Here is a 25,841-nt window from a genome sequence, read left to right on the forward strand (position 1 = left end):
AAGCTATAATATACTAAATATTAGCAATTTCTTTAATTTCTGAAATGATTTTTTCTGCTAAAGTATCTGCTGCTTCTTGAGATTTAGCTTCGGTATATATTCTAATAATGGGTTCTGTGTTACTTTTTCTTAGATGAGCCCAACTTTCAGCAAAGTCAATTTTTACACCATCAATAGTGGTTAAATTTTCATTACTGTATTTATCTTCCATTGCTTTTAAAATAGCATCAACATCTAAAGTAGGCGTTAACTCTATCTTTTTCTTACTCATAAAGTAGCTAGTGTAAGTTTTTCTAAGTTCGCTAACACTCATTTTTTTATCTGCTAAAAGACTTAAAAATAAAGCTACTCCAACTAAAGCATCACGACCGTAGTGAGAAGCTGGATAGATAATTCCGCCATTACCTTCGCCACCAATAACGGCGTTGTTTTTCTTCATTAATTCAACCACATTTACTTCTCCAACAGCAGAAGCTTCATAAGTTCCGCCATGCTTTTCGGTAACATCTCTTAAGGCTCTAGTCGAGCTCATGTTGCTAACAGTATTTCCAGGTGTTTGGCTTAAAACCCAATCGGCACAAGCAACAAGGGTATATTCTTCACCAAACATATTTCCGTTTTCATCCATAAACGCTAAACGATCTACATCTGGATCTACAACAATACCAAAGTCTGCATTATGTTTTTTTACAGCATCACTTAAATCGCCTAAATGTTCCTTTAAAGGTTCTGGGTTATGCGGAAAATGACCTGTTGGATCACAATATAATTTAATGGTTTCTACACCTAAATGTTCTAAAAGTAAAGGAATAGCAATACCGCCAGTACTATTTACACCATCAACAACAACCTTAAAATTAGCGTCTTCTATTGCTTTTTTATTCACTAAATCTAAAGCCAACACTTCCTCAACATGCAAATCAAAGTAAGCGTCGTTTTTAGTAATTTCACCTAAATCATCAACTTCTGCAAACGTCATGTTATCAGATTCGGCAATTTCTAATATTTTTTGGCCTTCTTTACCATTTAAAAATTCACCTTTCGCGTTAAGCAACTTTAGAGCATTCCATTGTTTTGGGTTATGACTTGCAGTTAAAATAATGCCGCCATCTGCGTGTTCCATTGGTACGGCAAGTTCTACAGTTGGTGTTGTAGATAATCCTAAATCAACCACGTTAATACCTAAACCTACAAGTGTATTCATTACTAAATTTTGAATCATATCGCCCGACAAACGCGCATCGCGACCAACTACAACTTTATAATCTTTTTTATCGCGTTGTTGTTTTAGCCACGTACCGTAAGCCGATGCAAATTTTACTGCATCAATTGGTGTTAAGTTGTCTCCAACGTTACCGCCAATGGTTCCTCTAATTCCTGATATAGATTTTATAAGTGTCATTCTCTAAATTTGTTTTTCAGTTTTAAAAAATAAGTCTCAAAATATCTGTAAGACAAATGCGCCATAAAAATGGTTAATGCAAAGGTCAAAATATTAATTAAAATAATGGTCATGTTATCACTAAATGTTTTTAACCATTCTATTTTTAAAAATAGAAAGACGACTATGTTTAAAGCAATAACGTGAAACATGTAAATTCCGTAAGAAATCTGTCCAAAATAATTTAGCATTCGGTTTCTAATCTCTACACCTTTATTATTATGTGCAATGGTATGAATAAAACTTCCAAAAAGTACCATTGTTACTAGGTTGAAAAGAAAAACAGATTCAAACTCAAATAAAGATGTTGTGAAATATAAGACTGTTAAAATGGTTATTAAAACAGGAAAAATTACGCTTTTTTTTAAATAGTCTAATTGTTTTTTGTCTTCAAGTATGGCGACAATTCCACCAAAAAATAAGAAGAAAAATACCATGATGTACTCTTGTAAGACATTAAAAAAATCAAGATGAAATACAATAAAATAAACGGTTGTTAATATTAAAAGCGTTTGTAATATTCGATGTTTATTGATGATAAAAAGTAAAGGCGCAACGATAATGTAAAACTGTTCTTCAATACCAATAGACCATAACACTTCAAGAATTCCGCCAGGCATATATAGTTTTGACATCACGTTTGGTAGAAAAAATGTACCTAATAAAACCGCATTGCTTAGGTTGTAATTATTTTTAAAAGGAATACCTAAAACAGGTAATATTTGCCAATAAAATAAAAAACCGAAAATTAGAATAAGATAGTATAAAGGAAAAATCCTTAAAATACGTCTCATATAAAATTTTCTAATTGAAAATCGGTCACGTAACTTATCGTTATAAATTATTTTAATAATTAAAAAACCACTTAAAACAAAAAACATATAAACGGCTTCAACACCGCGATTAAAAATTGGCGCGTCTAAAAAATACGGAAGACCTTGATTACGACATAATTGCGGTAAGTGAAAAATTATCACTAAACTGGCTAATATAAATCGTAAAACATCTAAGTTTGGTAATCTGTTCAAATCTCTTAATTAAAAGGCTAAAAATACATATATTTATTGAATGAACTACTTAGCGCATATCTACCTTTCCGGAAATAACAAAATGCTAACTATTGGTAACTTTATCGCCGATGGAATACGCGGTAAAAAGTATAAAACGTACCCGATAGAAGTTCAAAAAGGAATATTATTACACCGTCAAATAGATACTTTTACAGATGCGCATCCAACCGTTAGACAAAGCACCAAAAGGCTTCATGAAAATTACGGACATTATTCTGGTATTATTGTAGATATTTTATATGATCATTTTTTAGCCAAAAACTGGTCAAAATATTCTGATGTGCCATTAGAAGATTATGCCGAAAATTTTTATCAAATTTTGACCGATAATATTGAAATTTTACCACAACGCATCCTAAAAATGATACCCCATTTAATTTCAGGAAATTGGCTGTTAAGTTATGCGACAAAAGAAGGCATAGCAAAAGTTTTAGACGGAATGAATAAGCGAACCAAAAACCGATCACAAATGAATTTAGCCACAAAAGAACTTGATTTATTTTATGACGAATTCGAAGCCGAATTCACCTCTTTTTTTGAGGAACTTATCACATTTTCAGAAGAAAAACTAATCCAAATCAACCAAGAGTTATCATGAAATACAGGTTATTTTTAATAATTGTTGTTCTTTCATTTTTCAATTGTAAAGAAGACAAAAAACTAACAAAAGAAGGTGTAATTGCAGATAAAGCTATGATCGTTTCAGCAAGAGCTGAAGCTTCAAAAATAGGAGTAGAGATTCTCAAAAAAGGCGGAAACGCTTTTGATGCCATGATAGCAACCGATTTAGCTTTGGCGGTTTGTTATCCCTATGCTGGAAATATTGGTGGTGGCGGATTTATGGTTTACCGACTAGAAAATGGAGACATTGGCGCGTTAGATTATCGCGAAAAAGCACCACTTGCAGCTACAAAACAAATGTATTTGGATAATTTGGGTAATGTTATCCCTAATTTAAGTACAAAAGGCGGATTGGCTGTTGGCGTGCCAGGTACTATTGCTGGTTTATTTGAAGTACACGACAAGTTTGGGAGTTTGCCTATTCAAACCATTATGCAACCTGTGATAAATTTGGCTAATCGTGGTTTTGTGGTCACTAAAAAGCAACAATCTGTTTTAGACGAAAAGCGTAAAGATTTTCTTGAAGTTAATAAAGATACCATTCTGTTTGCTAAACAATGGAAAGCTGGAGATACCATTAAAAATAAACAGATAGCACAAACGTTGGTCAAAATTATGATAGATGGTCGTGATGCCTTTTACAAAGGTGAAATTGCAGATTCTATAGCAAATTTCATCCAAAGGAATGGTGGAATAATCACCAAAGAAGACCTTGCAAAGTACGAAGCCAAATGGCGAGATCCAATAACCTTTACTTATGATGATTTAAAGATCATTTCTATGTCGCCGCCATCAAGTGGTGGAATTTGTTTAGCGCAAATTATGAATCAAATTGAACCTTATGATTTAAGTGAATTTGGGCATAATTCACTTAAAACCATTCAAGTAATTACAGAAGCCGAAAGACGTGCGTATGCAGATAGAAGTTTTTATTTAGGAGATCCTGATTTTGTAAACATTCCACAAAACCAATTAATTAGCGAAAGTTACGCGTCTAATAGGATGAAAGATTTTAGCTTTGAGTCAGCAACGCCTTCAACAAAGATAAAACATGGCGATGTTCAGGTTATTGAAAGTGATGAAACTACACATTATTCAATTGTCGATCAATTCGGTAATGCAGTTGCGGTAACCACAACATTAAACTCTGGTTATGGTTCTAAATTGTATTCAGAAGAATTAGGTTTCTTTTTTAATAACGAAATGGATGATTTTTCAAGTAAACCAGGCGAACCAAATGTATACGGATTAATTGGAGCAGAAGCAAACAGTATTTTACCAGAAAAACGTATGCTAAGTTCTATGACGCCAACTATTGTAGAAAAAGACGGACAATTATATATGGTTGTTGGTACGCCTGGCGGATCTACCATTATCACTAGCGTCATGCAAGCTATAATTAATGTGCATGAATTTGACATGAGTATTCAAGAAGCAGTAGAAGCGCCTAGATTTCATCATCAATGGTTGCCTGACGAAATTAGAGTAGAACCAAACGCTTTTAATGAAGAATTAACTAATAAATTACAAGAAAAAGGATATATTATAAATACAAATCGTACACCTGTAATTGGTAAAGTAGATGCTATTTTAATTAAAGAAAACGGGCAATTAGAAGGTGGCGCAGATCCAAGAGGAGACGATACCGCAGTTGGATTTTAAAACATCAAATATGTCAGTTCGAGTGATTTTTTGTAACGACTAAAAGATGGTAATTAAAAGTTGGTCACTTATCGTAGTCAAAGTGAGTAGAAGTGTTTTGAAATAGAATAAAAAATCGTATCGAGAACAATTTTAATTTCGAATAATAAGTTTTTGAAAAATCTCAATATTATGGCAATAAAAGCAAAGAAAATATTTAAAATAATTTTAGGAGTAATTATCTTTTTTACTCTACCATCATTACTGTTTTTTGGATTTGTATACTTTAAATATGCAGAAGATTTACCACAAATAAACCCAACAGAAAAAGCGGATGTTTTAGCCAATAAAATGTTAGAGGCTTTAGATTACGAGGCTTATAAAAATACCGATTATATCGAGTTTACTTTTAAACAAAGACACAAGTACCAATGGAACAAATTAGAAAATACTTGTAATGTGTTTTGGAGTCATTTTAAAGTAGAACTAGATTTAAATAACAAAAGCAACTCTAAAGTTTTTGTGCAAGATCAAGCGTATAATGGCGTAGAAAAAGAAAAATACGTACAAAAAGCAATAGATTATTTTAATAATGATACGTTTTGGTTAGTAGCGCCATATAAAGTTTTTGATGCTGGTACAAAACGAAGTATTGCCAAAAATGAAGACGGAGAAGAAGGTCTGTTAGTTACTTATACAAAAGGCGGAAGCACACCAGGCGATTCTTATTTATGGCATTTAGACGAGAATTATAAACCTAAAAGCTTTCAAATGTGGGTAGATATTTTACCTATTGGCGGTTTAGAAGCAACATGGAGCAACTGGAAAACTACCGAAACTAATGCGCAATTACCAACCTTTCATAAGTTTATGTTTTTAGGTTTAGAGTTGGATGATATAAAAACTTCAAGGTCAGAATAAAGACACGAATTTCACGAATTATCACAAATTTGTTTGCCTAATAATTACTAAGAAATATAAAGTTTAACTGCATAATTATAGCTGTTGCTAACAGCTAACAGCTTAACTACTTACTCTTCTGCCCAACAAACTGTTGTTCTTTCAGTTTAAATAAAACGTTAAACGTCGTTAAACTACCATAAATACGTGTAATATATTGCTGTAAATCTATTTTTTCTTGTTCTTCAAGATTACTAGAATTTATTTTTTGTTCCATAACGCGCAAACGATCACGAACCATTGTTATTTTATGAAAAAAATCTTCAATTTTTATTTCTTTACTTTTTAGGTTTTGGTCTGCTGGTTTTAGTTCCATAATACCGCCTTTCCATTTGTCGCCAATATGCACAACTTCAGAAACATCACTGTATTTTTTTAAGATACTTACCAAGCTACTTTCAATATCAAAAAAACTAACTGTATCTACCTCGTTTTCGGCAGCTTCAATAGTTTCAAAATCATCGTCTAACGGTATGGTTTCTAATCCGTTTTCTATAAAAGTTACCCAATATTGTTGGCTATCTACATTAGTAACAACGCCTTTTCCGTATGATGTATGATTAATTCTTGATCCTATTCCTAAAAGTTTCATTGGTATCTGTTTTTTAATTTCCGTGACAACGAAAATATAAAAAATCACAAAGACTTCATTAAGAAAATGATAACTAATTGCACTTCAAAAAGAGTGATAAAAATCGTATCTTCGCAACTTTGCCAATTCACAGATATTTGCTAAAAATTGCTATGACAAATTTTGAAGAAAACATTGAAGTTAAAGGCGCAAGAGCACATAACTTAAAAAATATAGACGTTACCATTCCACGAGAAAAACTAGTTGTGATTACTGGTTTGTCGGGAAGCGGAAAATCGTCTTTAGCGTTTGATACCATTTATGCCGAAGGACAACGTCGTTACATCGAAACATTTTCGGCGTACGCCAGACAATTTTTAGGCGGATTAGAACGACCAGATGTAGATAAAATTGATGGTTTGTCGCCCGTAATTGCTATAGAACAAAAAACAACCAGCAAATCACCACGATCTACCGTTGGTACTATTACCGAGATTTACGACTTTTTAAGACTATTATTCGCAAGAGGTAGCGACGCTTACAGTTACAATACAGGCGAAAAAATGGTGAGTTACAGTGATGAGCAAATTAAAAAATTAATTACCGAAAGTTACAAAGGTAAGCGCATTAACGTGTTAGCACCAGTCATTAGGTCTAGAAAAGGACATTACCGCGAGTTGTTTGAGCAAATTGCAAAACAAGGTTTTGTAAAGGTGAGAACTGATGGCGAAATTAGAGATTTGGTTAAAGGCATGAAACTAGATCGTTACAAAACGCACGATATAGAAATTGTTATAGATCGCTTAAAGATAGATGAACATGTAGATAACGATAAGCGTTTAACCGAGACAATTAATACAGCAATGTATCATGGTGATGACGTGTTAATGGTGATTAATCAAGATACACAAGAAGCACGTTATTTTAGCCGAAATTTGATGTGTCCAAGTTCAGGGATTTCTTATCCAAATCCTGAACCTAACAACTTTTCGTTTAACTCGCCAAAAGGTGCTTGTCCAAAATGTAACGGTATTGGAACGTTGTATCAAGTTAACGAGAAAAAAATAATTCCAGATGATTCTTTATCCATAAAAGCTGGAGCATTAGCGCCACATGGACCAGAAAAAAAGAGCTGGATTTTTAAGCAGTTCGAAACCATTGCACAACGCTATAATTTTAAATTAACAGATCCTTATAAGTCTATTCCAGACGAAGCGAAACAAGTAATTTTATATGGTGGAAATGAGAAGTTTTCTGTGGAAAGTAAAACATTAGGTATTACCAGAGATTATAAAATAGATTTTGAAGGTGTCGCTAATTTTATTGAAAACCAATACAATACTGCAGAGTCAACATCATTAAAACGTTGGGCAAAAGACTATATGGACAAAATTGAATGTCCAGAATGTGAAGGTAGTAGATTACGTAAAGAGTCGCTTTATTTTAAAGTAAACGAAAAAAATATAGCCGAATTAGCTAATATGGATATTAGCGAGCTTTCTGCTTGGTTTGGCAATTTAGAACAACATTTAAGCAAAACGCAACTAAAAATTGCAGAAGAAATTATAAAGGAAATTCGTGCCAGAATTCAATTTTTATTAGATGTAGGATTAGATTATTTGTCTTTAAACCGAAGCTCAAAATCCTTATCTGGTGGAGAAGCACAACGTATTAGGTTGGCAACACAAATAGGATCGCAGTTAGTTGGTGTGTTATATATTTTAGACGAACCTAGTATTGGCTTACATCAACGCGATAACGAAAAGCTAATTAATAGTTTGGTGTCTTTACGCGATATTGGTAATTCGGTTATAGTTGTAGAGCACGACAAAGATATGATAGAACGTGCCGATCACGTTATAGATATTGGTCCACGAGCAGGAAAACATGGTGGCGAAATTATAAGTGAAGGCACGCCAAAAGCGTTATTAAAAGGTAACACCATTACAGCACAGTACCTTAATGGTAAAATGGAAATTGAAATCCCTAAAAAGCGTCGTGAAGGTAACGGTAAGTTTTTAGAGCTTAAAGGCTGTACAGGTAATAACTTAAAGAATGTTTCTGTAAAGTTTCCCTTAGGAAAAATGATAGGTGTTACAGGTGTTTCAGGAAGCGGTAAATCGACGTTAATTAACGAAACGTTGTATCCAATTTTAAACGCTCATTACTTTAATGGTGTTAAAAAACCAATGCCATACAAAAGCATTAAAGGTTTAGAACATATTGATAAAGTGATTGATATTAACCAATCGCCAATTGGTCGTACACCACGAAGTAATCCTGCAACCTATACCAAAACTTTTGACGAAATACGTAGTCTTTTTGCCAAAATACCAGAAGCGATGATACGTGGTTATAAACCAGGTAGATTTAGTTTTAATGTCGCTGGCGGACGTTGTGAAACCTGTAAAGGTGGCGGATTACGTGTAATAGAAATGAACTTTTTACCAGATGTTTATGTAGAATGTGAAACGTGTCAAGGTAAACGCTTTAATCGCGAAACTTTAGAAATAAGATACAAAGGAAAAAGCATTAGCGATGTATTAGACATGACCATTAATGAAGCGGTAGACTTTTTTGAAAACATACCAAAGATTCATAAAAAACTTAAGACCATAAAAGATGTTGGATTAGGCTACATCACTTTAGGACAACAAAGTACAACGCTTTCTGGTGGAGAAGCGCAACGTATAAAATTAGCAACCGAGCTAAGTAAACGCGATACAGGAAACACCTTTTATATTTTAGATGAGCCAACAACAGGACTTCATTTTGAAGATATAAGAGTGTTAATGCAAGTGTTAAATAAATTAGCAAATAAAGGTAATACTGTGTTAATTATAGAACATAATTTAGATGTAATTAAAACGGTAGATTATATTATAGATATAGGTTATGAAGGCGGAAAAGGTGGCGGACAAGTAGTTGCAGAAGGTTCTCCAGAAGAAGTAGCAAAACATAAAAAGAGTCATACAGCACGATTTTTAAAGAAAGAATTAAACTCTTAATAATAAGCTAATTACAATTTTGTTAACACATTATGGTGTTTTGGTTATGTAACTTTATTTAACATTAACCACAAAAACCAATAATTATGAGAGGTATTCTTTGGCTAGTAGCCGTAATTTGTATAATCATGTGGGTTCTAGGATTCTTTGGAGTTGTTTCAGGAATGGGAACCGGAAGTTTAATACATGTGTTATTAGTAATTGCAGTAATAGCAGTGCTCTATAACATCATTTCAGGAAGAAAACCACTGTAATTTTTAGTATAAAATATTCATTTTTAGAATGTTATATAAAGACTAGTAATATTGCTAGTCTTTTTTTGTTTAAAAAATGTGAATAGAACAGCTAAATCCTTTCAAATCTATTAAATTTGTTTGTTTGAATTTTTTAAAACTATAATATGAGAAAAGAACAACATCCTAAAGGTTGGAATGAAAAGAAAACAAACGACTCTTGGGCGATTTTTAAAATCATGGGCGAGTTTGTAAACGGATTTGAAAAAATGAGTGCAATAGGACCAAGTGTATCTATATTTGGATCTGCTCGTACAAAACCAGATCATAAATACTATAAATTAGCAGAAGAAGTAGCTTCAAAAATTGTTAATGCCGGTTATGGTGTAATTACTGGTGGAGGACCAGGTATTATGGAAGCAGGTAATAAAGGAGCTCATTTAGCTGGCGGAACATCTGTAGGATTAAATATAGAATTACCTTTTGAACAACATGATAATCCTTATATAGACTCAGATAAAAGCTTAGATTTTGATTACTTTTTTGTTAGAAAAGTTATGTTTGTAAAATACTCTCAAGGATTTGTAGTCATGCCTGGTGGATTTGGTACATTAGACGAGTTATTTGAAGCAATTACTTTAATCCAAACTAACAAAATAGAAAAATTTCCGATTATATTAGTTGGTACCGAATTTTGGGAAGGATTAATGGATTGGATTAAAACAACACTTTTAGATAGTTTTAAAAATATTAGTCCTGGAGATATCGACTTAATACACTTAGTAGATACAGCAGATGAAGTGGTAGATATACTAGATAAATTTTACGAAGAATATGGTTTAAGTCCAAACTTCTAAACAAACAAAAAAGGTTTTAAAAAAGAAATTTCAGAAGATAATATGATGTTATTTTCTGAAATTTTTTGTTTTACATAAACTCTTTTGGCACCTTATCTCTGTGTTTCCATCGTTTATGAGTCCATAAGTAGTATTCTGGTGCTTCGTAAATTTGTTGTTCTACTAATTCAAAAAAACGATCCGTGATTTCATAATCTTTAAAATCATGAGGGTTTTCTGCAAGAGTAGTAATTGTAGTTTCATAATAACCTCTTTTAACACGCTTTACAGCAAAAAATACTACAGTCATATCAAGGCGTTTTGCCATTAATTCGGCACCAGTATAAACAGGAACTTTAATTCCCATAAAATTTAACCAATGGTAAGCTTTATCTGGTTTAGGGCTTTGGTCTGCAGCAAAGCCATTAATAGTTAATTCGCCTTTATTCTTTGCTTTTTGCAGTACGTCAAAAGTTTCTTTAGTAGTTATTAAATAAGAGTTGTAACGTGCTCTAATACGTTTTACCAAACGGTCAAAATACTTATTGTTTAATCGTTTGTAAATAGCGTAACCAGTGTAGTTTATATAGGTTTGTAATATAAAAATCCATTCCCAACTGGCATAATGCGCAGTCATCATTACAATACTCTTACCTTCTTTTTCGTGTTTTTTAAGCTCTTCAATATTTTTAAAAGTGAAGCGTTTTTTCATTTCTTTTTCAGAAATAGTCATAGATTTTATAGCTTCAACAACCATATCACATAAATGATGATAGAATTTTTTTGTTATGGTTTTTATTTCAGCTTCAGATTTTTCAGGGAAAACAAGTCTTAAATTTTCCTTTACGGTTTTTTTTCTGTAGCCAATAATACGGTAGATTAAAATGTACAATCCATCAGAAAAAGCATAAAGTAATCTAAAAGGTAAGATAGAGATTAACCACAAAAAAGGGTAGATTAATATGTAGGCAATAAATTGCATGATGCGTTCTTAGTTTAGCTTGGCAAATATATAGTATATTTGAATGAAACTTAAATATTGAAATGGGTAATTTAGCAATTGTTACAATAATTATAATCGCTGCAAACGTCATAATTTCTTACAAAGGATTTGACGATTATGGTTTTTTTGATAAGTATAAATTTAATGTTGGTGCCATAAAAAGAGGCGAACAATTTAGATTGTTTAGTTCTGGATTTTTGCATGTAAATACACAGCATTTATTATTTAACATGATTACGCTGTATTTTTTTGCAAACAATGTAATTGCATATGTTGGGTCACTTAAATTTATATTTATTTACGTAGTCAGCTTAGTTGCTGGTGGATTATTGTCGCTATATTTTCATAAAGATGAATACCATTACAGCGCAGTAGGAGCAAGTGGAGCAGTTACAGGTGTTTTATATGCAGCAATACTGCTTAATCCAGACATGAGTTTGTTTTTCTTTTTTATTCCTGTTCCAATTCCAGGCTATGTTTTTGGTATTGGATATTTATTATATTCTATCTACGGAATGAAAAAACGTATTGGTAATATTGGACATGATGCGCATTTTGGAGGCGCAATTGGTGGTTATGTAACTACTTTAGTTTTTGTTCCGTACTTGTTTCAAATTAATTTAACAATGGTTGTTGTTTTAGCATTACCAATCATTTTATTGTTTGTAATGAAAAAGTTAGGCAAAATCTAAACAAAAAAACTCCGATGTTTTATCGAAGTTTCTTGATTTTCCACGAAAGTGAAATAAAAATTTTAATTCGCTAATAACTCAGCAACTTTATCTTCTAAAGCTTTACCACGTAGATTTTTTGCAACAATCTTACCGTCTTTATCCAAAATGTAAGTAGCAGGTATTGATCTTACACCATAGGTTTGTGCTATTGGCTCTTGCCAACCTTGTAGGTTAGATACATGTTTCCAAGTTAGTTTATCTTGCTCGATAGCTTTTAACCATCGGTCTTTTTGCTGTGCTTTATCTAAAGAAATTCCGACAATTTCTAATCCTTTGTCGTGATATTGGTTATACATTCTAACTACGTTTGGGTTTTCTTTTCTGCATGGTCCACACCAACTAGCCCAAAAATCTAAAATAGTGACTTTGGCGTCAATATCGTTAATATTTAAAGTAGCCCCATCAGGAGTTGGCGCAGTAAAAGTTGGTGCGTAGTCACCAATGTTAGTCCCAAAAACAGTAATTTCCTTTTTTTCTTCTTTACAAGAAAACAATGCTAAAACCGAAATAAATAATATTAAAGTGTTTTTCATTACAAATAAGTTTGCAACAAATATAAACTATAAAAGTTGAATAAAATATGCATATTTTTGCACTATGATATACAACGATACCATAGTAGCTTTAGCAACCGCTTCTGGCGCTGGCGCAGTTGCCATAATTAGATTATCGGGTAAAGACGCTATAAAGATAGCAGCAGATAATTTTAAGTCTGTAAAAAGCCAAAAGTCGCTTAGCGACCAAAAGACGCATACCATACATTTGGGACATATTATTGACGAAAACCGTGTGATAGATCAGGTTTTAGTATCGGTTTTTAAAAACCCAAATTCTTATACAGGAGAAGATGTAGTTGAGGTATCGTGTCATGGTTCGGTATATATTCAACAAGAAATTATTCAGCTATTTTTAAGAAAAGGTTGCCGAATGGCAAATCCTGGCGAATTTACTTTACGTGCTTTTTTAAACGGAAAGCTAGATTTAAGCCAAGCCGAAGCTGTAGCCGATTTAATTGCAAGTGATAATGAAGCATCACATCAAATTGCCATGCAGCAAATGCGTGGCGGATTTTCTTCTGAAATAGCTAAGCTACGTGAAGAATTGTTAAATTTTGCTTCTCTAATAGAACTTGAATTAGACTTTGCAGAAGAAGATGTAGAGTTTGCAGATCGCACACAATTTAAAGATTTGGTAGATCGTATTTCTTTCGTTTTAAAACGCTTAATAGACAGTTTTGCCGTAGGAAATGTGATTAAAAACGGAATACCAGTAGCAATTGTCGGAGAGCCAAATGTTGGTAAATCTACATTGCTTAATGCGCTTTTAAACGAAGAACGTGCCATAGTAAGTGATATTGCAGGAACAACCAGAGATACCATTGAAGATGAATTGGTAATTAACGGTATCGGTTTTAGGTTTATAGATACTGCAGGAATTAGAGATACAAAAGACGTTGTTGAAAATATTGGGATTAAAAAAACTTTTGAGAAAATAGACCAAGCACAAGTTGTTGTCTTTTTATTTTCTGCTAACGAGTTTAAAACACAAAGCGAACGTTTGATTGTAGAAGTAGAAAAGATTAAAAACAAGTTCCCGCTTAAACCAATGTTAATTATAGCCAATAAAGTAGATCAATTATCAGAGGAAGAAAAAGAAGAAGTGTCACAATCTTTAAATACAATTCAACACATTGAAGCATTAATGATTTCGGCAAAAAATAACGAAGGTGTAGAAGATTTAAAAGACAAATTAATTGGTTTTGTTAATACAGGCGCATTAAATAATAACGAAACTATTGTCACAAACACACGTCATTATGATGCTTTATTAAAAGCTTTTGAAGAAATCCAAAAAGTAAAATACGGTTTAGAAACAGGACTTTCTGGAGATTTAATGGCAATAGATATTAGACAAGCATTATATCATTTTGGAGAGATTACAGGTGAGATTACTAGTGATGATCTTTTGGGTAATATTTTTGCTAACTTCTGTATCGGTAAATAATCATATAAAACACACTAAAGTATTTTAAATTAAAATCACTGAAAATCAATTAAAAGAGTTTTTTTTGTATTTTTTGTTTTTATAAAAATTTATAATTTTTTAGTTTCTTTTGTACCTGATTGTGTTTTTTTGATTTATATTTGAATTGTAGGAGAGATTATGGCGACTAATTAATCTTATTTTAATTTATGTCTATTTATATATGTAAATAGAAGCAAAATAGAATTGAATGAGTTCAAATATTAGAGTTAGTAGAATTTGTGAAAATTGTAATAAGACTTTTGTAGCTAAGACAACTGTAACTCGTTTTTGTGGAGATAAATGTGCAAAAATAGCTTATAAGAAAAGAAAGAAAAATGATAAGATTAGAAAATCAAATGAAGAAACCTTAAAAGTTAAACTTGAGCCATTAGAAATTATTCAAGTAAAAGATTTTTTAACAGTAAAAGAAACAGCTACTTTACTTAATATTTCTGAAAGGTCAACCTATAGACTAATTGAAATAGGAGAACTTAGAGCTGTAAACCTTTCTAAAAGACTTATTCGTATTAAGAGATCTGAGATAGATAGACTACTTTCAAAATTTTAAATTATTTAAAAGGTAAGTATTCCAGTTCAGCAGACTGTATTGGAAATCATTAAAACCTCAAAATGTCCCAATAATCATCAAATATCCCGAAATGGTGGCGCAATTAGTACCAAGGTTCCAAAACGACATTAAACAAGAAGCAAAAAATAAATTGTGGTTTTTGTAAAATATTGGGTAGATGTTAAAAATTAAGCTTATTTTAAAGTGAAATAAAAATGTTTCGTCACATGAGTAAGTCAGAACAACAATTAAAAGAGCGTATTAAAGAATTAACCTGTCTCTATGAAGTGACATCTATTATTGTAAATGCCGATTATGACCAGCTGGAACAAACCATAAAAGCAATTGCTTACAGTTTAAAAAAAGCCTTTCAATATCCCGACAAGACAGAGATTTCCATAGAAACACCATCTATAAATATAAACACCGAACCATTAAATACAGCCAATCCAACAATCGTCAGTTCCATTTTAATTTTTAATGATCCCAAAGGGCGTATCATCGCATCCTTTAACGCTTCAGCTTTAAAAGCAGACAAATTTCTAGAAGAAGAAACATTATTGCTGGAAAATGTCGCCTTAAAAATTGGCAATCTTTTGGAGCGTATCGACATTAAAAATAACGAGCTTTCCATGAAACGTCAGATGGAGCGTGCAGACCGCCTTGCCACTTTAGGTGAACTTACAGCAGGTATCGCTCACGAACTCAACACACCATTAGCCAATATCCTCGGTTTTGCGGAGCTTTTACAATCAAGATTGAAAAAAGATGAACAAGCTCTTAATGACCTCGATAAAATCATTACAAATGCCATATTTTCAAGAGAGGTTGTTAAAAAACTGATGTTCTTTACTTGCACAATGCCACAGGAAATGAAGCATATTAATCTAGTAAGTATTATTAAAGAATCAATAAAATTACTGGAACCAACATTTCGTAAAAGTAAAGTAAAATATATCGTTAAAATTGAAGATGAAAATTTGATGTTGCGTGCTGATACCGTACAAATGACACAAATTATGTTCAATCTACTGATGAATGCTATTTACTTTTCTCAGCAAAATGGAGTGGTTACTATTGAGACAAGTCAAAATAAAAAACACATCATTCTTAAAATTTCTGATGAAGGAAAAGGTTTTGATATAAAGGATATGGATAAAGTATTTGAACCCTTTTTCACAACAAAACCCATAGGAGAAGGTTCAGGACTTGGGTTGAGCGTCGTTCATGGTATTGTCGCTTCTCATAAAGGAACCATCACAGCTCAAAATAATAATAAAAAAGGTGCTATCTTTACGGTGACACTTCCAAAAGATTAATTTCATAGATGCAACTACGCAAGGAAAACATACTTATTGTGGATGACGATGTAAACATTCTAGAATTGTTGCAGCGCCATTTACAGTCTTGGCATTATCACGTTTTTAAAGCCATATCGGTTAAAGAAGCGGTCTCCATTTTAAGGGACACACAAATTGATTTATTGATTACAGATTTAAAAATGCCCGAAGTGGATGGTTTCGAACTCATAAAATTTGTGTCAGAACATTATCCAAAATTACCAAAACTCGTCGTCACAGGCTATCCGTCCATTCAAGATTCCTTGGCAGCTATTAAATCCGGAGTGGTAGATTATTTAACCAAACCATTTACAAAGGATGAGTTAAAGACTGCAATTGATAAATCTATGGTCGCTTCACAAAAAGCACCAACGAAAGAAGATAGCCACAAGGAAGTAAATACCAAAGCCTACGGAGATATCATCGGGAATTCAGAAAAAATAAATGACGTAATCCAAGTTATTGAGCGTATAAAAGATAATAAGGCAACTATTTTTATCAAAGGCGAAAGTGGTACAGGTAAAGAATTGGTAGCCCGAGCTATCCACTATCAGGGCAAATTCTCAAGAGCCCCATTTGTCGCAGTTAATTGTGGTGCTATTCCAGAAAATTTGTTGGAAGCGGAACTGTTCGGCTATTTAAAGGGAGCTTTTACGGGAGCCGAAACCAATAGAGAAGGGTTTTTCCAAGCAGCTGATGGTGGCACTATTTTTTTGGATGAGATAGGTAATGCATCATTGCCTGTTCAATCAAGATTGCTTCGTGTCCTGCAGGAAAAAGAAGTAGTGCGAGTTGGTTCCACAAAAGCAGAAAAAATAGACGTGCGTATCATTGCAGCTACAAACAGCGATTTGAGGGAGATGATAAAAAAACAAACTTTTAGGGAAGATTTGTTTTACCGTTTAACTGTCGTTGAAATCGAAATTGCTCCACTATGTGAACGCAAAGAGGACATCCAATTATTAGTGGACAAATTCCTATTTAAATATGGAGTGGAGTATAAAGATAGATTTGTAAAAATCACTCCGGAAGCTCTGACAATTTTAGAACGTTACGAATGGCCTGGTAATGTTAGAGAACTTGAAAATATTATTCAGCGTGCAGTTATTATGTGCGATAAAGTTATTGAAGTCCAGCATTTACCCGAACACTTAAAGTATAACTTAAACTTCCCTTCCGATGAACTCGTTCCATTACGAGTAATGGAAAAAAAATACATTCAAAAAGTACTGAAAGCTACTGATAATAATAAATCAAAAGCAGCAGAAATTCTTCAAATAGACCGAAAGACCATTCGGCAAAAACTTGCAGACCAATAAGATTAGGTTTGATACTTTTTTCCTCAACCGGGTAATTATACCCCAGTTATTCCAATTTTAAATTTACTACTAACCATGCTAAAAACCCTTTTAAATAAAGGGTTTTTCGAAGTTTCTTCATTTAGAGTTCTTGTTTTGGCACACGCATTGCCAATGGGTATATGTAATTAATAATAATTTTTTTCAATATGAATCACTTTAGTATTTGCACAAGCTGTTCACATGTAAACACTTGTGTTTTAACAGCGCAAAAAGACAAGGTTTGGTCTTGTAGTGAATATGATGAGTCGCTGCCCGATGAAGTTATCACAGAAGTCGAAACATTCCAAGAACGCAAGTCATTGTTTGTTTAACTAATAAAACAAAAAGTTATGATTTTTAATACCCTAATAACAACAGTTAATGGTCAGAAAGCAATAGACAAAAAGCCCAATCGTAATTATGCAAGGCATAAATACATAATGGATTAAATATCATGAGCGGTCTATTTCAGAAAGGTATTTCAAATAAATTTTTATGCCAATTAAAGAAATTATAATAAACAAAAACAGTATAAACATATAAATACAGGATAAAATGAATTTTAAATCCCTTTTTAGAGCAATGTCATCACAAAGGACGAACAATAACAAATTAAGCTTTGAAACTATAAGGATCAGCCCTTTTAAATTTTCAAATATAAAAGATTCACTAAAATAACGTAATCGCTAATTAAATATTAGAAATGGAAACATTAACAAAAGAAATAAATAAGAAATCTAAAAAAATACCCGTAAGGGGTATGATGGATAATGTTATGGAGCAGTTTGAAAGTGCTGCAAACCATATTAAACTTCATCCAAACATTAAAAAAATCTTAAGCATTACCAATAATGAGATTATTGTAAACTTCCCAGTAAAGATGGATAATGGTGAAGTGGAGATTTTTACAGGCTATAGAGTACAGCACAATAATGCATTAGGACCATACAAAGGTGGTTTACGTTACCATCCAACTGTAGATATAGATGCTGCAAGAGCATTGGCTATGTGGATGACCTGGAAAACCTCATTGGCTGGATTGCCTTATGGTGGTGGAAAAGGTGGAATAAAATTAGACCCTTCAAAATATTCTCAAGGAGAATTAGAGCGTATTACCAGACGCTTCACCTTTGCTTTGGCAGACAATATTGGTCCAGAACATGACATACCAGCTCCAGATGTTAACACAAACAGTCAAACAATGGCGTGGATGGCAGATACCTACATGAGTACAAGACCACCAGCTGAACGTACCGCAAACCAACATGTAGTTACCGGAAAACCAGCAGGAAGTGGTGGGCTTGAAGGGCGCGATAGAGCAACTGGATATGGAGTCTATTTATCAATTAAATTTTGGGCAGAAAAAAACAACGAAAGTTTAATAGATAAAAGATTTATTGTTCAAGGGTTTGGTAACGTGGGTTATTGGGCTGCACATTTTTTAGAAAAGGATGGTGCAAAAATGGTAGCAGTTCAAGATGCTTTTGGTAGTATACGAAATGCAGAAGGTATTAATGTCGAAAATCTATTAAGCTATTCAAAAACAAATAAAGGTAGTGTCGTTGGTTACCCAGAAGCATTCCATCTTGACAATGAAAAGTTTTTTGCTACAGAATGCGATATATGCATTCCTGCGGCACTTGGTAATCAAATCACAAAAGATAACGCGCCTGTAATAAAGGCTACTCTCATTGCAGAAGGGGCAAATGGCCCTACTAATGTTGAAGGAGAAAAAATCCTATTAGAAAAAGGGATTACTATTATACCAGATATTTTGTGCAATTCAGGTGGTGTTGTAGGAAGCTATTTTGAATGGCTACAAAATCGTAATGGCGAATTATGGCAATTAGATGAGGTCATGGCAAAACTACACAAAAAACTTAAAGAGTCTTTTGATAAAGTCTATGAGTATGCAAAACGTGAAGGCATAGACATGAGAACTGCTGCATATTGTATTGCTATTGAACGTATTGAAAAAGCTTATGTGCAAAGAGGGATATTCCCATAAATAAAAATTTAAAACATGAAGACATGAAATATGGAAGTTTAATAATGGAAAAAAAAGAGTACGTCTATTTAAAAAAGATACTTAACATTTCAGGTTATGCTGAAGATTTTCAAACTCTAAAGTCTCATCAGAAATTATTGGATGAATTGAAAACAGCCCAAATTGTTGATAATGGCGAAATGCCACTAGATGTAATTAGATTCAACAGTAAAGTGACAATAATTTTTAATAATGGAATAGAGAAAACAATTCAAATAGTTGCACCAACGGATAAGGATGTTAAGAACAATAAAATATCTATTCTCACTCCTATGGGAGCAGCACTTATTGGCTACTCAAAGGGAGATATAGTAACCTGGGAGTTTCCTATGGGGCAACATGAAATAAAAATTATTGAAGTCCAACAAGAAAAGACATTCAATAATATCAACATAACAATTTAAAAAAACAAGAGTATGGCAGGTTTTAATAATAGTCTATTTAAGCACGACTCCGATGTAGATCTAACACATAAAATCAGTACAAAGGAATTGGAAAACTGGATGAGCCATCTTAAGTATATAGAAAAAGAGCTTATCAATCTTATTACAATCTGTAATCAAGGCTTCAACACAAAATTGGAGGATAGTACGGTTGTAAAACGTTTTGAAAAGAAACAAAATGAAAATCAAACCTTGTTAAATGCGCTAATTAAATACTCCAATTCAAGAACAAACATTGCAGAGTGTGAAGATACGGCTTGTGATATGGTGTATATCACAGAACATGAAAGCTACCGAAGAAGTTATCTATACCATTTGGATAAATACAGACGTCTCAAGGATGATTTTTTCAATAAAATTCATGGGTAAATTAAACTCGTTGGTGTTGACTAAATAAACATAAGCATGTGAGCAGTATTATATCACACAAGATGGATGAACATAGACGTCTTTGTATAAAAAAAGATTTAAATGAATTACACACGTGGATGGCGGCTATAGAAGCCTTCAATAGTGAATTAGAACAGATGTCACTAATCGAAAAAAAACTCATTAAAAATACGTCTGTTTCAAATACAATTTTAGCAATTAGAAGGAACAACGTCCTAATTATGGCAAATTTATGTAAATATGAACAAGAGCTTAAAACTGAATATGAGTACGGAAAAGTTAAATATGATTTGAATCGGCTAAAAATACATGAGCAAAGAAGAGCTAACTATTTGAAACTTGTAACGGATTGCAACAGTTTTAGAAATCAATTCTATACCATAATAAGCAGATATCAGCGCAAATAATGGATATGAAATAATAAAATAAGTACTGAAAAATTTAAAAATGGAACATAGTTTAAAATTTGATTAATAGCAAAACACCTCATTTTTTTTGTGTATAAGCAACCGTGAAAGTAACTACTTTCACGGTTGCCCTTAAGAATTTCAACAGCAGTAAACTGGATATTCACTCTTAATAAGAACAAAATGAAAAAGATATTAATCCCAACTAATTTTTCTCGTAATATTAATGTAGCCATTAATTACGTTACAGAACTTCTTAAAGAAGAATACTGCGAATTTTATTTTTTAAATACGTATTCTTATGATGTTTCAGGCTTAAATGCTATTGAATTACTTCAAGCTGATGATGCCTTTTTTGATGAGCCCAAAGAGGAATCATTGAGACAATTGGGTGCTTTGGTTGAACATAGCACATTAGATTCCGATAATGACAAACATAGCTTTTATGCTATTTCCGAAAATTCTGGTCTTATCGAAAGCATTAAAACTAATGTTGAAAAAATCGGTATAGATTTAGTAATAGTATCCGGTAACTCAAATAAAACAGTGGGTAAGAATACTGGAATGATTTTAGAAAAAGTAAGAACCTGTCCTGTCTTAATCGCGCCACCCAACACTTCTATATGTAAAGGGCTTTGTATCACAATTGCTTCAGATTTCAAACTGGGAATTAACACTTTAGAAATTGATAGATTCATCAAGACCTTCAAAAACACCAAACTTGATATTGAAATTCTAGTTTTAGAGGAACAGAAAAACTTGACAGCTCAAGTAGCTAGTAATTTGGAATCCTTAAGCACTTACCTAAAACAACTTTTGGAGAAAGAATCAAATATAGAGTTCATACAATCTGGATATGGCTTGAAAGAATATGCAGCATCTCATAACGACCACATAATTTGTATTATCGATAAAAAAACCGATTTGTTGAGAAAAATTGGTTTTTATAAATCCAATGTTATTTCCACGATTGGCAAATTAAGGACAAATACTGTTCTGACAATCCATCAATAAATAATAATTTTATCATATGAGTAACAGGAAATTTTTTATCATATTAATATTAATTTTAATAGGATTAGGTATCATTGCCTTATTATCCTGGTTAATTCCAGCACCAATTTTTAATTAAGTTACTAATAAAAATTGAGGTAGGCAGGTAATAAGGTGTTCGTCAGTTGTTCCATTTTGTTCCATAAAGCATATCTGCAAGAATTAAATCAGAAAACTTATACGAATTTACATACGGTACTGTAGAAGTAAAAGCAAAATTACCTCAAGGACATGGTTTATGGCCAGCTTGTGGTGAAATAGATATTATGGAATATGTAGGTAAAACACCTCATGAGATTCATACTACATTACACACACCAGCAAGTTTTGGTCAATCAGTAAACACTAATGTAGAGACTATAGGAGATATTGAAGAAGGTTTTCATGTGTATAAAACCAATTGGAGTAAAGATGCTATTAAGTTTTATATAGATGATCAGTTGGTATATACCTTCTCACCAGAAGAAAAAGATAAAAAGAACTATCCTTTTAATAAACCATTTTTTATTATTTTAAATATGGCAATAGGTGGTTATTTTGGAGGTCCTGATGTGGACGATTCAATTTTTCCTCAAGAGTTTATAATAGATTACGTAAAAGTATATCAATAACTAAACATCTAACTAAGTAACTAACTAAAACCAAAAAAGATGCTACAATTAATTGTTGCACCTTTTTTTATTAAAATATGATAAAGTTTACTCAACTCTTAGTAAACCTGCTTCGTCTTCAATTTTTATTTGCTTTCCTTTTGTACTAATTAATCCTTGTTTTTTAAATTGAGATAAGATTCTAATAGCACTTTCTGTAGCAGTACCAACAATACTTGCATAATCTTCTCTAGATAGGGTTAGTGCTAAAAAACCATTTTCATCACTCCCAAATTTTTGATGAATGTAAACAAGCGTATTAGCAAGACGTTGCTTAACCGTTTTTTGTGCCATATCAACAAGCTGATCATCAGAGTTTTTTAAATCTTTGGCCATATTTTTTAATACGTCCATAGAAAAATCAGGATTCTTTTGTAAATCTTGGATAATTTCACTTTTAGGAACAAAGCAAACTTGCATATCATTTACAGCAGTTGCAGTAAGGTTAGATGGTTCTCCACTAATTAAAGAGCGTTGACCAATCATTCCGCCTTTAAGTGCAAGTTTTACAACTTGATCTTTACCATTTTCACTTAACTTAGTTAATTTACAAACTCCATCTCTTATACAGTAAATACCATTTAAAGAATCACCTTCTTCAAAAATGTTATCTCCTTTTTTAACGATTTGAGTTGTTTTACATGCAGAAACACGCATTAACTCTTCTTTTGTTAAGGCCTTTAAACTATTAAATTGCCTAACAATACATTGTTCACATTTGCTCATACCTAAAAGACTAATGTTCCAAAATTATACATAATATGACAAATATCATAAAATATATTGAGTTTAAATGTAATCTTTGTTACAGGTATAAAAGAGCAAATTATGGATGCAAAAGTATGTTATCATTGTGGTGATACATGTGCAGATACCAAAATAACAAAAGATGAAAAAGTGTTTTGTTGTAATGGTTGTAAAACGGTTTACGAAATCCTTTCGGAAAGCGATTTAACATGTTACTATGATCTTCAATCTTCACCAGGAGCTGTTCCTAAAGAGATAGAAGGTAAGTACGATTTTCTTTCACAAGAAAAAATTATCGAAAAATTAGTAGAGTTTGACGATGGCAAAACACAAATTGTTACGCTTTACATTCCGCATATTCATTGTAGTTCTTGTATTTGGATTTTAGAAAATTTAAACAAATTAAATCCTGCTATTTCTCAATCTCAAGTCAATTTTGGTAAAAAAACAGTTCGAGCAACGTATAATACAGAAACGTTTAGTTTAAAAGAATTAGTCTTGCTTCTTAGCTCTGTAGGTTATGAGCCGTACATTAGTTTAGACGATTATAAAACAGGAAAAGAAAATGTTAACCGAAGCTTAATATACAAGCTTGGCGTTGCTGGTTTTGCATTTGGTAATGTCATGTTTTTGTCTTTTCCGGAGTATTTTGAGGTAGATGAATATTGGCTAGAAAAATATAAACATCTTTTTAGATGGTTAATGTTTGCGTATTCGTTACCTGTAGTGTTTTATGCTGCACAAGATTATTTTATTTCGGCGTATAAAGCTATTAAAACCAGAATTTTAAATATTGATATACCAATTGCTTTAGGTGCAATTGTTCTATTTTTAAGAAGTACAATAGAAATTATTTTCAACTACGGATCAGGATTTTTTGACAGCTTAACAGGGTTGATATTTTTCTTATTACTTGGTAAATTCTTTCAGCAAAAAACCTATTCATTTTTATCTTTTGAACGCGATTATAAATCGTACTTTCCAATTGCAGTTACAAAAATTATTAATAACGAAGAAGTGCCAGTTCAAGTCTATGATATAGAAAAAGGAGACCGATTATTAATAAGAAATCAAGAGTTAATTCCCGTAGACGGAATTTTAATTAACGGAAGCGCAAAAATTGATTACAGTTTTGTAACTGGCGAATCTGAACCAGTTAAAAAAGCATCTGGAGATAAATTATTTGCAGGCGGAAAACAAACATCTGGTGTTATAGAAATGGAGGCCATAAAGTCTGTAGAGCAAAGTTATTTAACACAATTATGGAGTAACGATGTGTTTAATAAAAATAAAGAAGATGGTTTTACAACGCTAACAAACGCTATAAGTAAGCGTTTTACAATCATTATTTTAAGTATAGCTTTTATAGCAACTGCATATTGGCTTTATGTAGATTCTTCTAAAGCGATGAATGTGTTCACTGCTGTTTTAATCATTGCTTGCCCATGTGCTATAGCATTATCGGCTCCATTTACCTTCGGAAACTTGTTGCGTATTTTTGGTAAGAAAAAGTTCTATTTAAAAAACGCTTCGGTAATAGAACAATTATCGCACATAAACACGATAATTTTTGATAAAACAGGAACCATTACTTCAAACAAAAAAAGTGAAGCAAAATATGAAGGTTTGCCACTTACCACAGAAGAAGAAACTTTATTAAAAAACACCTTAAGAGGATCTAATCATCCTTTAAGTAGAAGTCTTTATGATATTTTAGACGAACATAATATTATTACTTTAGATACTTATAAAGAACATTTAGGACAAGGTATAGAAGCTTCTCATGCTTCCAAAAATATAAAAATAGGATCTGCAAAATTTGTAGGTTATCAAACAGAAACAGAAGTTTTAAATACAGCTGTTCACGTAAGTTCTAATACTATTTATAAAGGAAAATTTACCTTTTATAATAGCTATCGTAAAGGATTGTCTAAACTATTTAATAAGCTAAAAAAAGATTATGACTTAGCGATACTTTCTGGGGATAATGAAGGTGAAATGGAAAATCTTAAAAAACTACTGCCATCAAAAACTAAGTTACTTTTTAATCAAAAACCAGACGATAAATTAGAATATATAAAATACCATCAAACTGAAGGCGCAAAAGTACTTATGGTTGGTGACGGACTAAATGATGCAGGAGCATTAGCACAAAGTGATGTTGGTGTAGTAATTTCAGAAAATATAAATGTGTTTTCTCCAGCTTGCGATGCTATTTTGGATGCTTCTAAGTTTAATCACTTGTATAGTTATATCAAGGCTTCAAAAAGTGCACTAAAAATTATAAAATGGAGCTTTTTGCTGTCATTCTTTTACAATGTTATAGGATTATATTTTGCTATTACAGGACAATTAGCGCCAGTAATTGCGGCAATATTGATGCCTTTAAGTTCTATAAGTATTGTGATTTTCACTACAATAGCTACAAATTGGATTGGCCGAAAACTAAAATAATTTTAAACATGATAAATATCATCTTTTAAACAAGACTTCTAAAGTAATTTTGAAACATAACTTCTAATTAGGTATGAGTGTTATATATATATTATTAACGGTAAGCATTATTGTTGCTGTAATTTTCTTTGTAGCCTTTATTATGGCTGTAAGAAACGGGCAATTTGACGATGGTTATACACCATCTGTAAGAATGCTTTTTGAAGACGAACTTATAAAAACAAACAAAACAATAACTAAAAACAACAAAGACTAATCA

Annotated in this window: 25 protein-coding genes; 19 read left to right on the top strand and 6 right to left on the bottom strand. The window is 32.2% G+C overall.

Going from position 1 to position 25,841, the window contains the following annotated elements; translation table 11 throughout:
• Positions 1 to 13: 13 nt before the first annotated feature.
• A complete protein-coding gene (gene glmM / locus FHS04_RS11455) occupies positions 14 to 1,402 on the bottom strand; it encodes a phosphoglucosamine mutase (RefSeq protein ID WP_106678604.1) in 1,389 nt (462 codons plus the stop codon).
• Entirely contained in the window at positions 1,399 to 2,469 is a 1,071-nt protein-coding gene (locus FHS04_RS11460) for an acyltransferase family protein (RefSeq protein ID WP_106678602.1), read from the bottom strand. Before FHS04_RS11460 ends, glmM begins: the two co-directional genes overlap by 4 nt.
• 40 nt (positions 2,470 to 2,509) lie before the next feature.
• Here FHS04_RS11460 and FHS04_RS11465 point away from each other — a divergent pair, with 40 nt between their 5' ends.
• The 3 genes from FHS04_RS11465 (at position 2,510) to FHS04_RS11475 (ending at position 5,694) form a co-directional block, all read left to right on the top strand.
• A complete protein-coding gene (locus FHS04_RS11465; protein WP_106678600.1) occupies positions 2,510 to 3,109 on the top strand; it encodes an acyl carrier protein phosphodiesterase in 600 nt (199 codons plus the stop codon).
• Positions 3,106 to 4,794, top strand: a complete 1,689-nt coding sequence (gene ggt, locus FHS04_RS11470) for a gamma-glutamyltransferase (protein WP_106678598.1) — start codon at positions 3,106 to 3,108, stop codon at positions 4,792 to 4,794. The genes FHS04_RS11465 and ggt overlap by 4 nt, the downstream gene beginning before the upstream one ends.
• A 171-nt stretch (positions 4,795 to 4,965) precedes the next feature.
• The gene (locus FHS04_RS11475) at positions 4,966 to 5,694 is read left to right on the top strand and encodes a hypothetical protein (RefSeq protein ID WP_106678596.1); all 729 of its coding nucleotides are present in this window, start codon (positions 4,966 to 4,968) and stop codon (positions 5,692 to 5,694) included.
• Positions 5,695 to 5,800: 106 nt separating this feature from the next.
• Here FHS04_RS11475 and FHS04_RS11480 read toward each other — a convergent pair whose 3' ends face one another.
• Positions 5,801 to 6,325, bottom strand: a complete 525-nt coding sequence (locus FHS04_RS11480) for a hypothetical protein (RefSeq protein WP_106678594.1) — start codon at positions 6,323 to 6,325, stop codon at positions 5,801 to 5,803.
• Positions 6,326 to 6,477: 152 nt separating this feature from the next.
• Between FHS04_RS11480 and uvrA the strand changes: the two genes are divergently transcribed.
• The 3 genes from uvrA (at position 6,478) to FHS04_RS11495 (ending at position 10,402) form a co-directional block, all read left to right on the top strand.
• Positions 6,478 to 9,312, top strand: coding sequence for an excinuclease ABC subunit UvrA (gene uvrA, locus FHS04_RS11485; RefSeq protein ID WP_106678592.1), 2,835 nt, complete (start codon positions 6,478 to 6,480; stop codon positions 9,310 to 9,312).
• A gap of 86 nt (positions 9,313 to 9,398) precedes the next feature.
• Positions 9,399 to 9,566: a lmo0937 family membrane protein gene (locus FHS04_RS11490; protein ID WP_106678590.1), complete on the top strand. Its 168-nt coding sequence runs from the start codon at positions 9,399 to 9,401 to the stop codon at positions 9,564 to 9,566.
• Between the two features lie 146 nt (positions 9,567 to 9,712).
• The gene (locus FHS04_RS11495) at positions 9,713 to 10,402 is read left to right on the top strand and encodes an LOG family protein (RefSeq protein WP_106678588.1); all 690 of its coding nucleotides are present in this window, start codon (positions 9,713 to 9,715) and stop codon (positions 10,400 to 10,402) included.
• Between the two features lie 70 nt (positions 10,403 to 10,472).
• Here the strand turns inward: FHS04_RS11495 and FHS04_RS11500 are convergent, their stop codons facing one another.
• Entirely contained in the window at positions 10,473 to 11,363 is an 891-nt protein-coding gene (locus FHS04_RS11500) for a lysophospholipid acyltransferase family protein (RefSeq protein ID WP_106678586.1), read from the bottom strand.
• Between the two features lie 62 nt (positions 11,364 to 11,425).
• Here FHS04_RS11500 and FHS04_RS11505 point away from each other — a divergent pair, with 62 nt between their 5' ends.
• Positions 11,426 to 12,076 carry a rhomboid family intramembrane serine protease gene (locus tag FHS04_RS11505; RefSeq protein ID WP_106678584.1) on the top strand — a complete coding sequence of 217 codons (651 nt, stop codon included), beginning with the start codon at positions 11,426 to 11,428 and terminating at the stop codon, positions 12,074 to 12,076.
• A gap of 62 nt (positions 12,077 to 12,138) precedes the next feature.
• Here FHS04_RS11505 and FHS04_RS11510 read toward each other — a convergent pair whose 3' ends face one another.
• Positions 12,139 to 12,651 (bottom strand): peroxiredoxin family protein, encoded by a 513-nt coding sequence (locus FHS04_RS11510; RefSeq protein ID WP_106678582.1) that lies wholly within the window; start codon positions 12,649 to 12,651, stop codon positions 12,139 to 12,141.
• Positions 12,652 to 12,715: 64 nt separating this feature from the next.
• Here FHS04_RS11510 and mnmE point away from each other — a divergent pair, with 64 nt between their 5' ends.
• The 10 genes from mnmE (at position 12,716) to FHS04_RS11560 (ending at position 22,342) form a co-directional block, all read left to right on the top strand.
• Entirely contained in the window at positions 12,716 to 14,122 is a 1,407-nt protein-coding gene (gene mnmE, locus FHS04_RS11515; RefSeq protein ID WP_106678580.1) for a tRNA uridine-5-carboxymethylaminomethyl(34) synthesis GTPase MnmE, read from the top strand.
• 229 nt (positions 14,123 to 14,351) lie between these two features.
• On the top strand, positions 14,352 to 14,711 hold the full coding sequence (locus FHS04_RS11520) for a helix-turn-helix domain-containing protein (protein ID WP_106678578.1): 360 nt from the start codon (positions 14,352 to 14,354) through the stop codon (positions 14,709 to 14,711).
• Between the two features lie 227 nt (positions 14,712 to 14,938).
• Entirely contained in the window at positions 14,939 to 16,030 is a 1,092-nt protein-coding gene (locus FHS04_RS11525) for a sensor histidine kinase (RefSeq protein ID WP_106678576.1), read from the top strand.
• A gap of 8 nt (positions 16,031 to 16,038) precedes the next feature.
• Positions 16,039 to 17,370 (top strand): sigma-54-dependent transcriptional regulator, encoded by a 1,332-nt coding sequence (locus tag FHS04_RS11530; protein ID WP_106678575.1) that lies wholly within the window; start codon positions 16,039 to 16,041, stop codon positions 17,368 to 17,370.
• 724 nt (positions 17,371 to 18,094) lie between these two features.
• A complete protein-coding gene (locus FHS04_RS11535; protein WP_106678573.1) occupies positions 18,095 to 19,399 on the top strand; it encodes a Glu/Leu/Phe/Val family dehydrogenase in 1,305 nt (434 codons plus the stop codon).
• A 23-nt stretch (positions 19,400 to 19,422) separates the two neighbouring features.
• The gene (locus tag FHS04_RS11540) at positions 19,423 to 19,842 is read left to right on the top strand and encodes a GreA/GreB family elongation factor (RefSeq protein ID WP_106678571.1); all 420 of its coding nucleotides are present in this window, start codon (positions 19,423 to 19,425) and stop codon (positions 19,840 to 19,842) included.
• A gap of 99 nt (positions 19,843 to 19,941) precedes the next feature.
• A complete protein-coding gene (locus tag FHS04_RS11545; RefSeq protein WP_244906277.1) occupies positions 19,942 to 20,250 on the top strand; it encodes a hypothetical protein in 309 nt (102 codons plus the stop codon).
• 38 nt (positions 20,251 to 20,288) lie between these two features.
• A complete protein-coding gene (locus FHS04_RS11550; protein WP_183408377.1) occupies positions 20,289 to 20,678 on the top strand; it encodes a hypothetical protein in 390 nt (129 codons plus the stop codon).
• A 183-nt stretch (positions 20,679 to 20,861) separates the two neighbouring features.
• Positions 20,862 to 21,692 carry a hypothetical protein gene (locus FHS04_RS11555; RefSeq protein WP_146131299.1) on the top strand — a complete coding sequence of 277 codons (831 nt, stop codon included), beginning with the start codon at positions 20,862 to 20,864 and terminating at the stop codon, positions 21,690 to 21,692.
• Between the two features lie 200 nt (positions 21,693 to 21,892).
• Entirely contained in the window at positions 21,893 to 22,342 is a 450-nt protein-coding gene (locus FHS04_RS11560; protein WP_244906281.1) for a glycoside hydrolase family 16 protein, read from the top strand.
• An 87-nt stretch (positions 22,343 to 22,429) separates the two neighbouring features.
• Here FHS04_RS11560 and FHS04_RS11565 read toward each other — a convergent pair whose 3' ends face one another.
• On the bottom strand, positions 22,430 to 23,107 hold the full coding sequence (locus tag FHS04_RS11565; protein ID WP_106678560.1) for a Crp/Fnr family transcriptional regulator: 678 nt from the start codon (positions 23,105 to 23,107) through the stop codon (positions 22,430 to 22,432).
• A gap of 102 nt (positions 23,108 to 23,209) precedes the next feature.
• Here FHS04_RS11565 and FHS04_RS11570 point away from each other — a divergent pair, with 102 nt between their 5' ends.
• Positions 23,210 to 25,582 (top strand): heavy metal translocating P-type ATPase, encoded by a 2,373-nt coding sequence (locus FHS04_RS11570; protein WP_106678558.1) that lies wholly within the window; start codon positions 23,210 to 23,212, stop codon positions 25,580 to 25,582.
• A 73-nt stretch (positions 25,583 to 25,655) separates the two neighbouring features.
• Positions 25,656 to 25,838 (top strand): cbb3-type cytochrome oxidase assembly protein CcoS, encoded by a 183-nt coding sequence (ccoS, locus tag FHS04_RS11575; protein ID WP_027879816.1) that lies wholly within the window; start codon positions 25,656 to 25,658, stop codon positions 25,836 to 25,838.
• Positions 25,839 to 25,841: the final 3 nt, after the last annotated feature.

The sequence above is a fragment of the Mesoflavibacter zeaxanthinifaciens subsp. sabulilitoris genome, from assembly GCF_014191595.1.
Taxonomy (GTDB): Bacteria; Bacteroidota; Bacteroidia; order Flavobacteriales; family Flavobacteriaceae; genus Mesoflavibacter; species Mesoflavibacter zeaxanthinifaciens.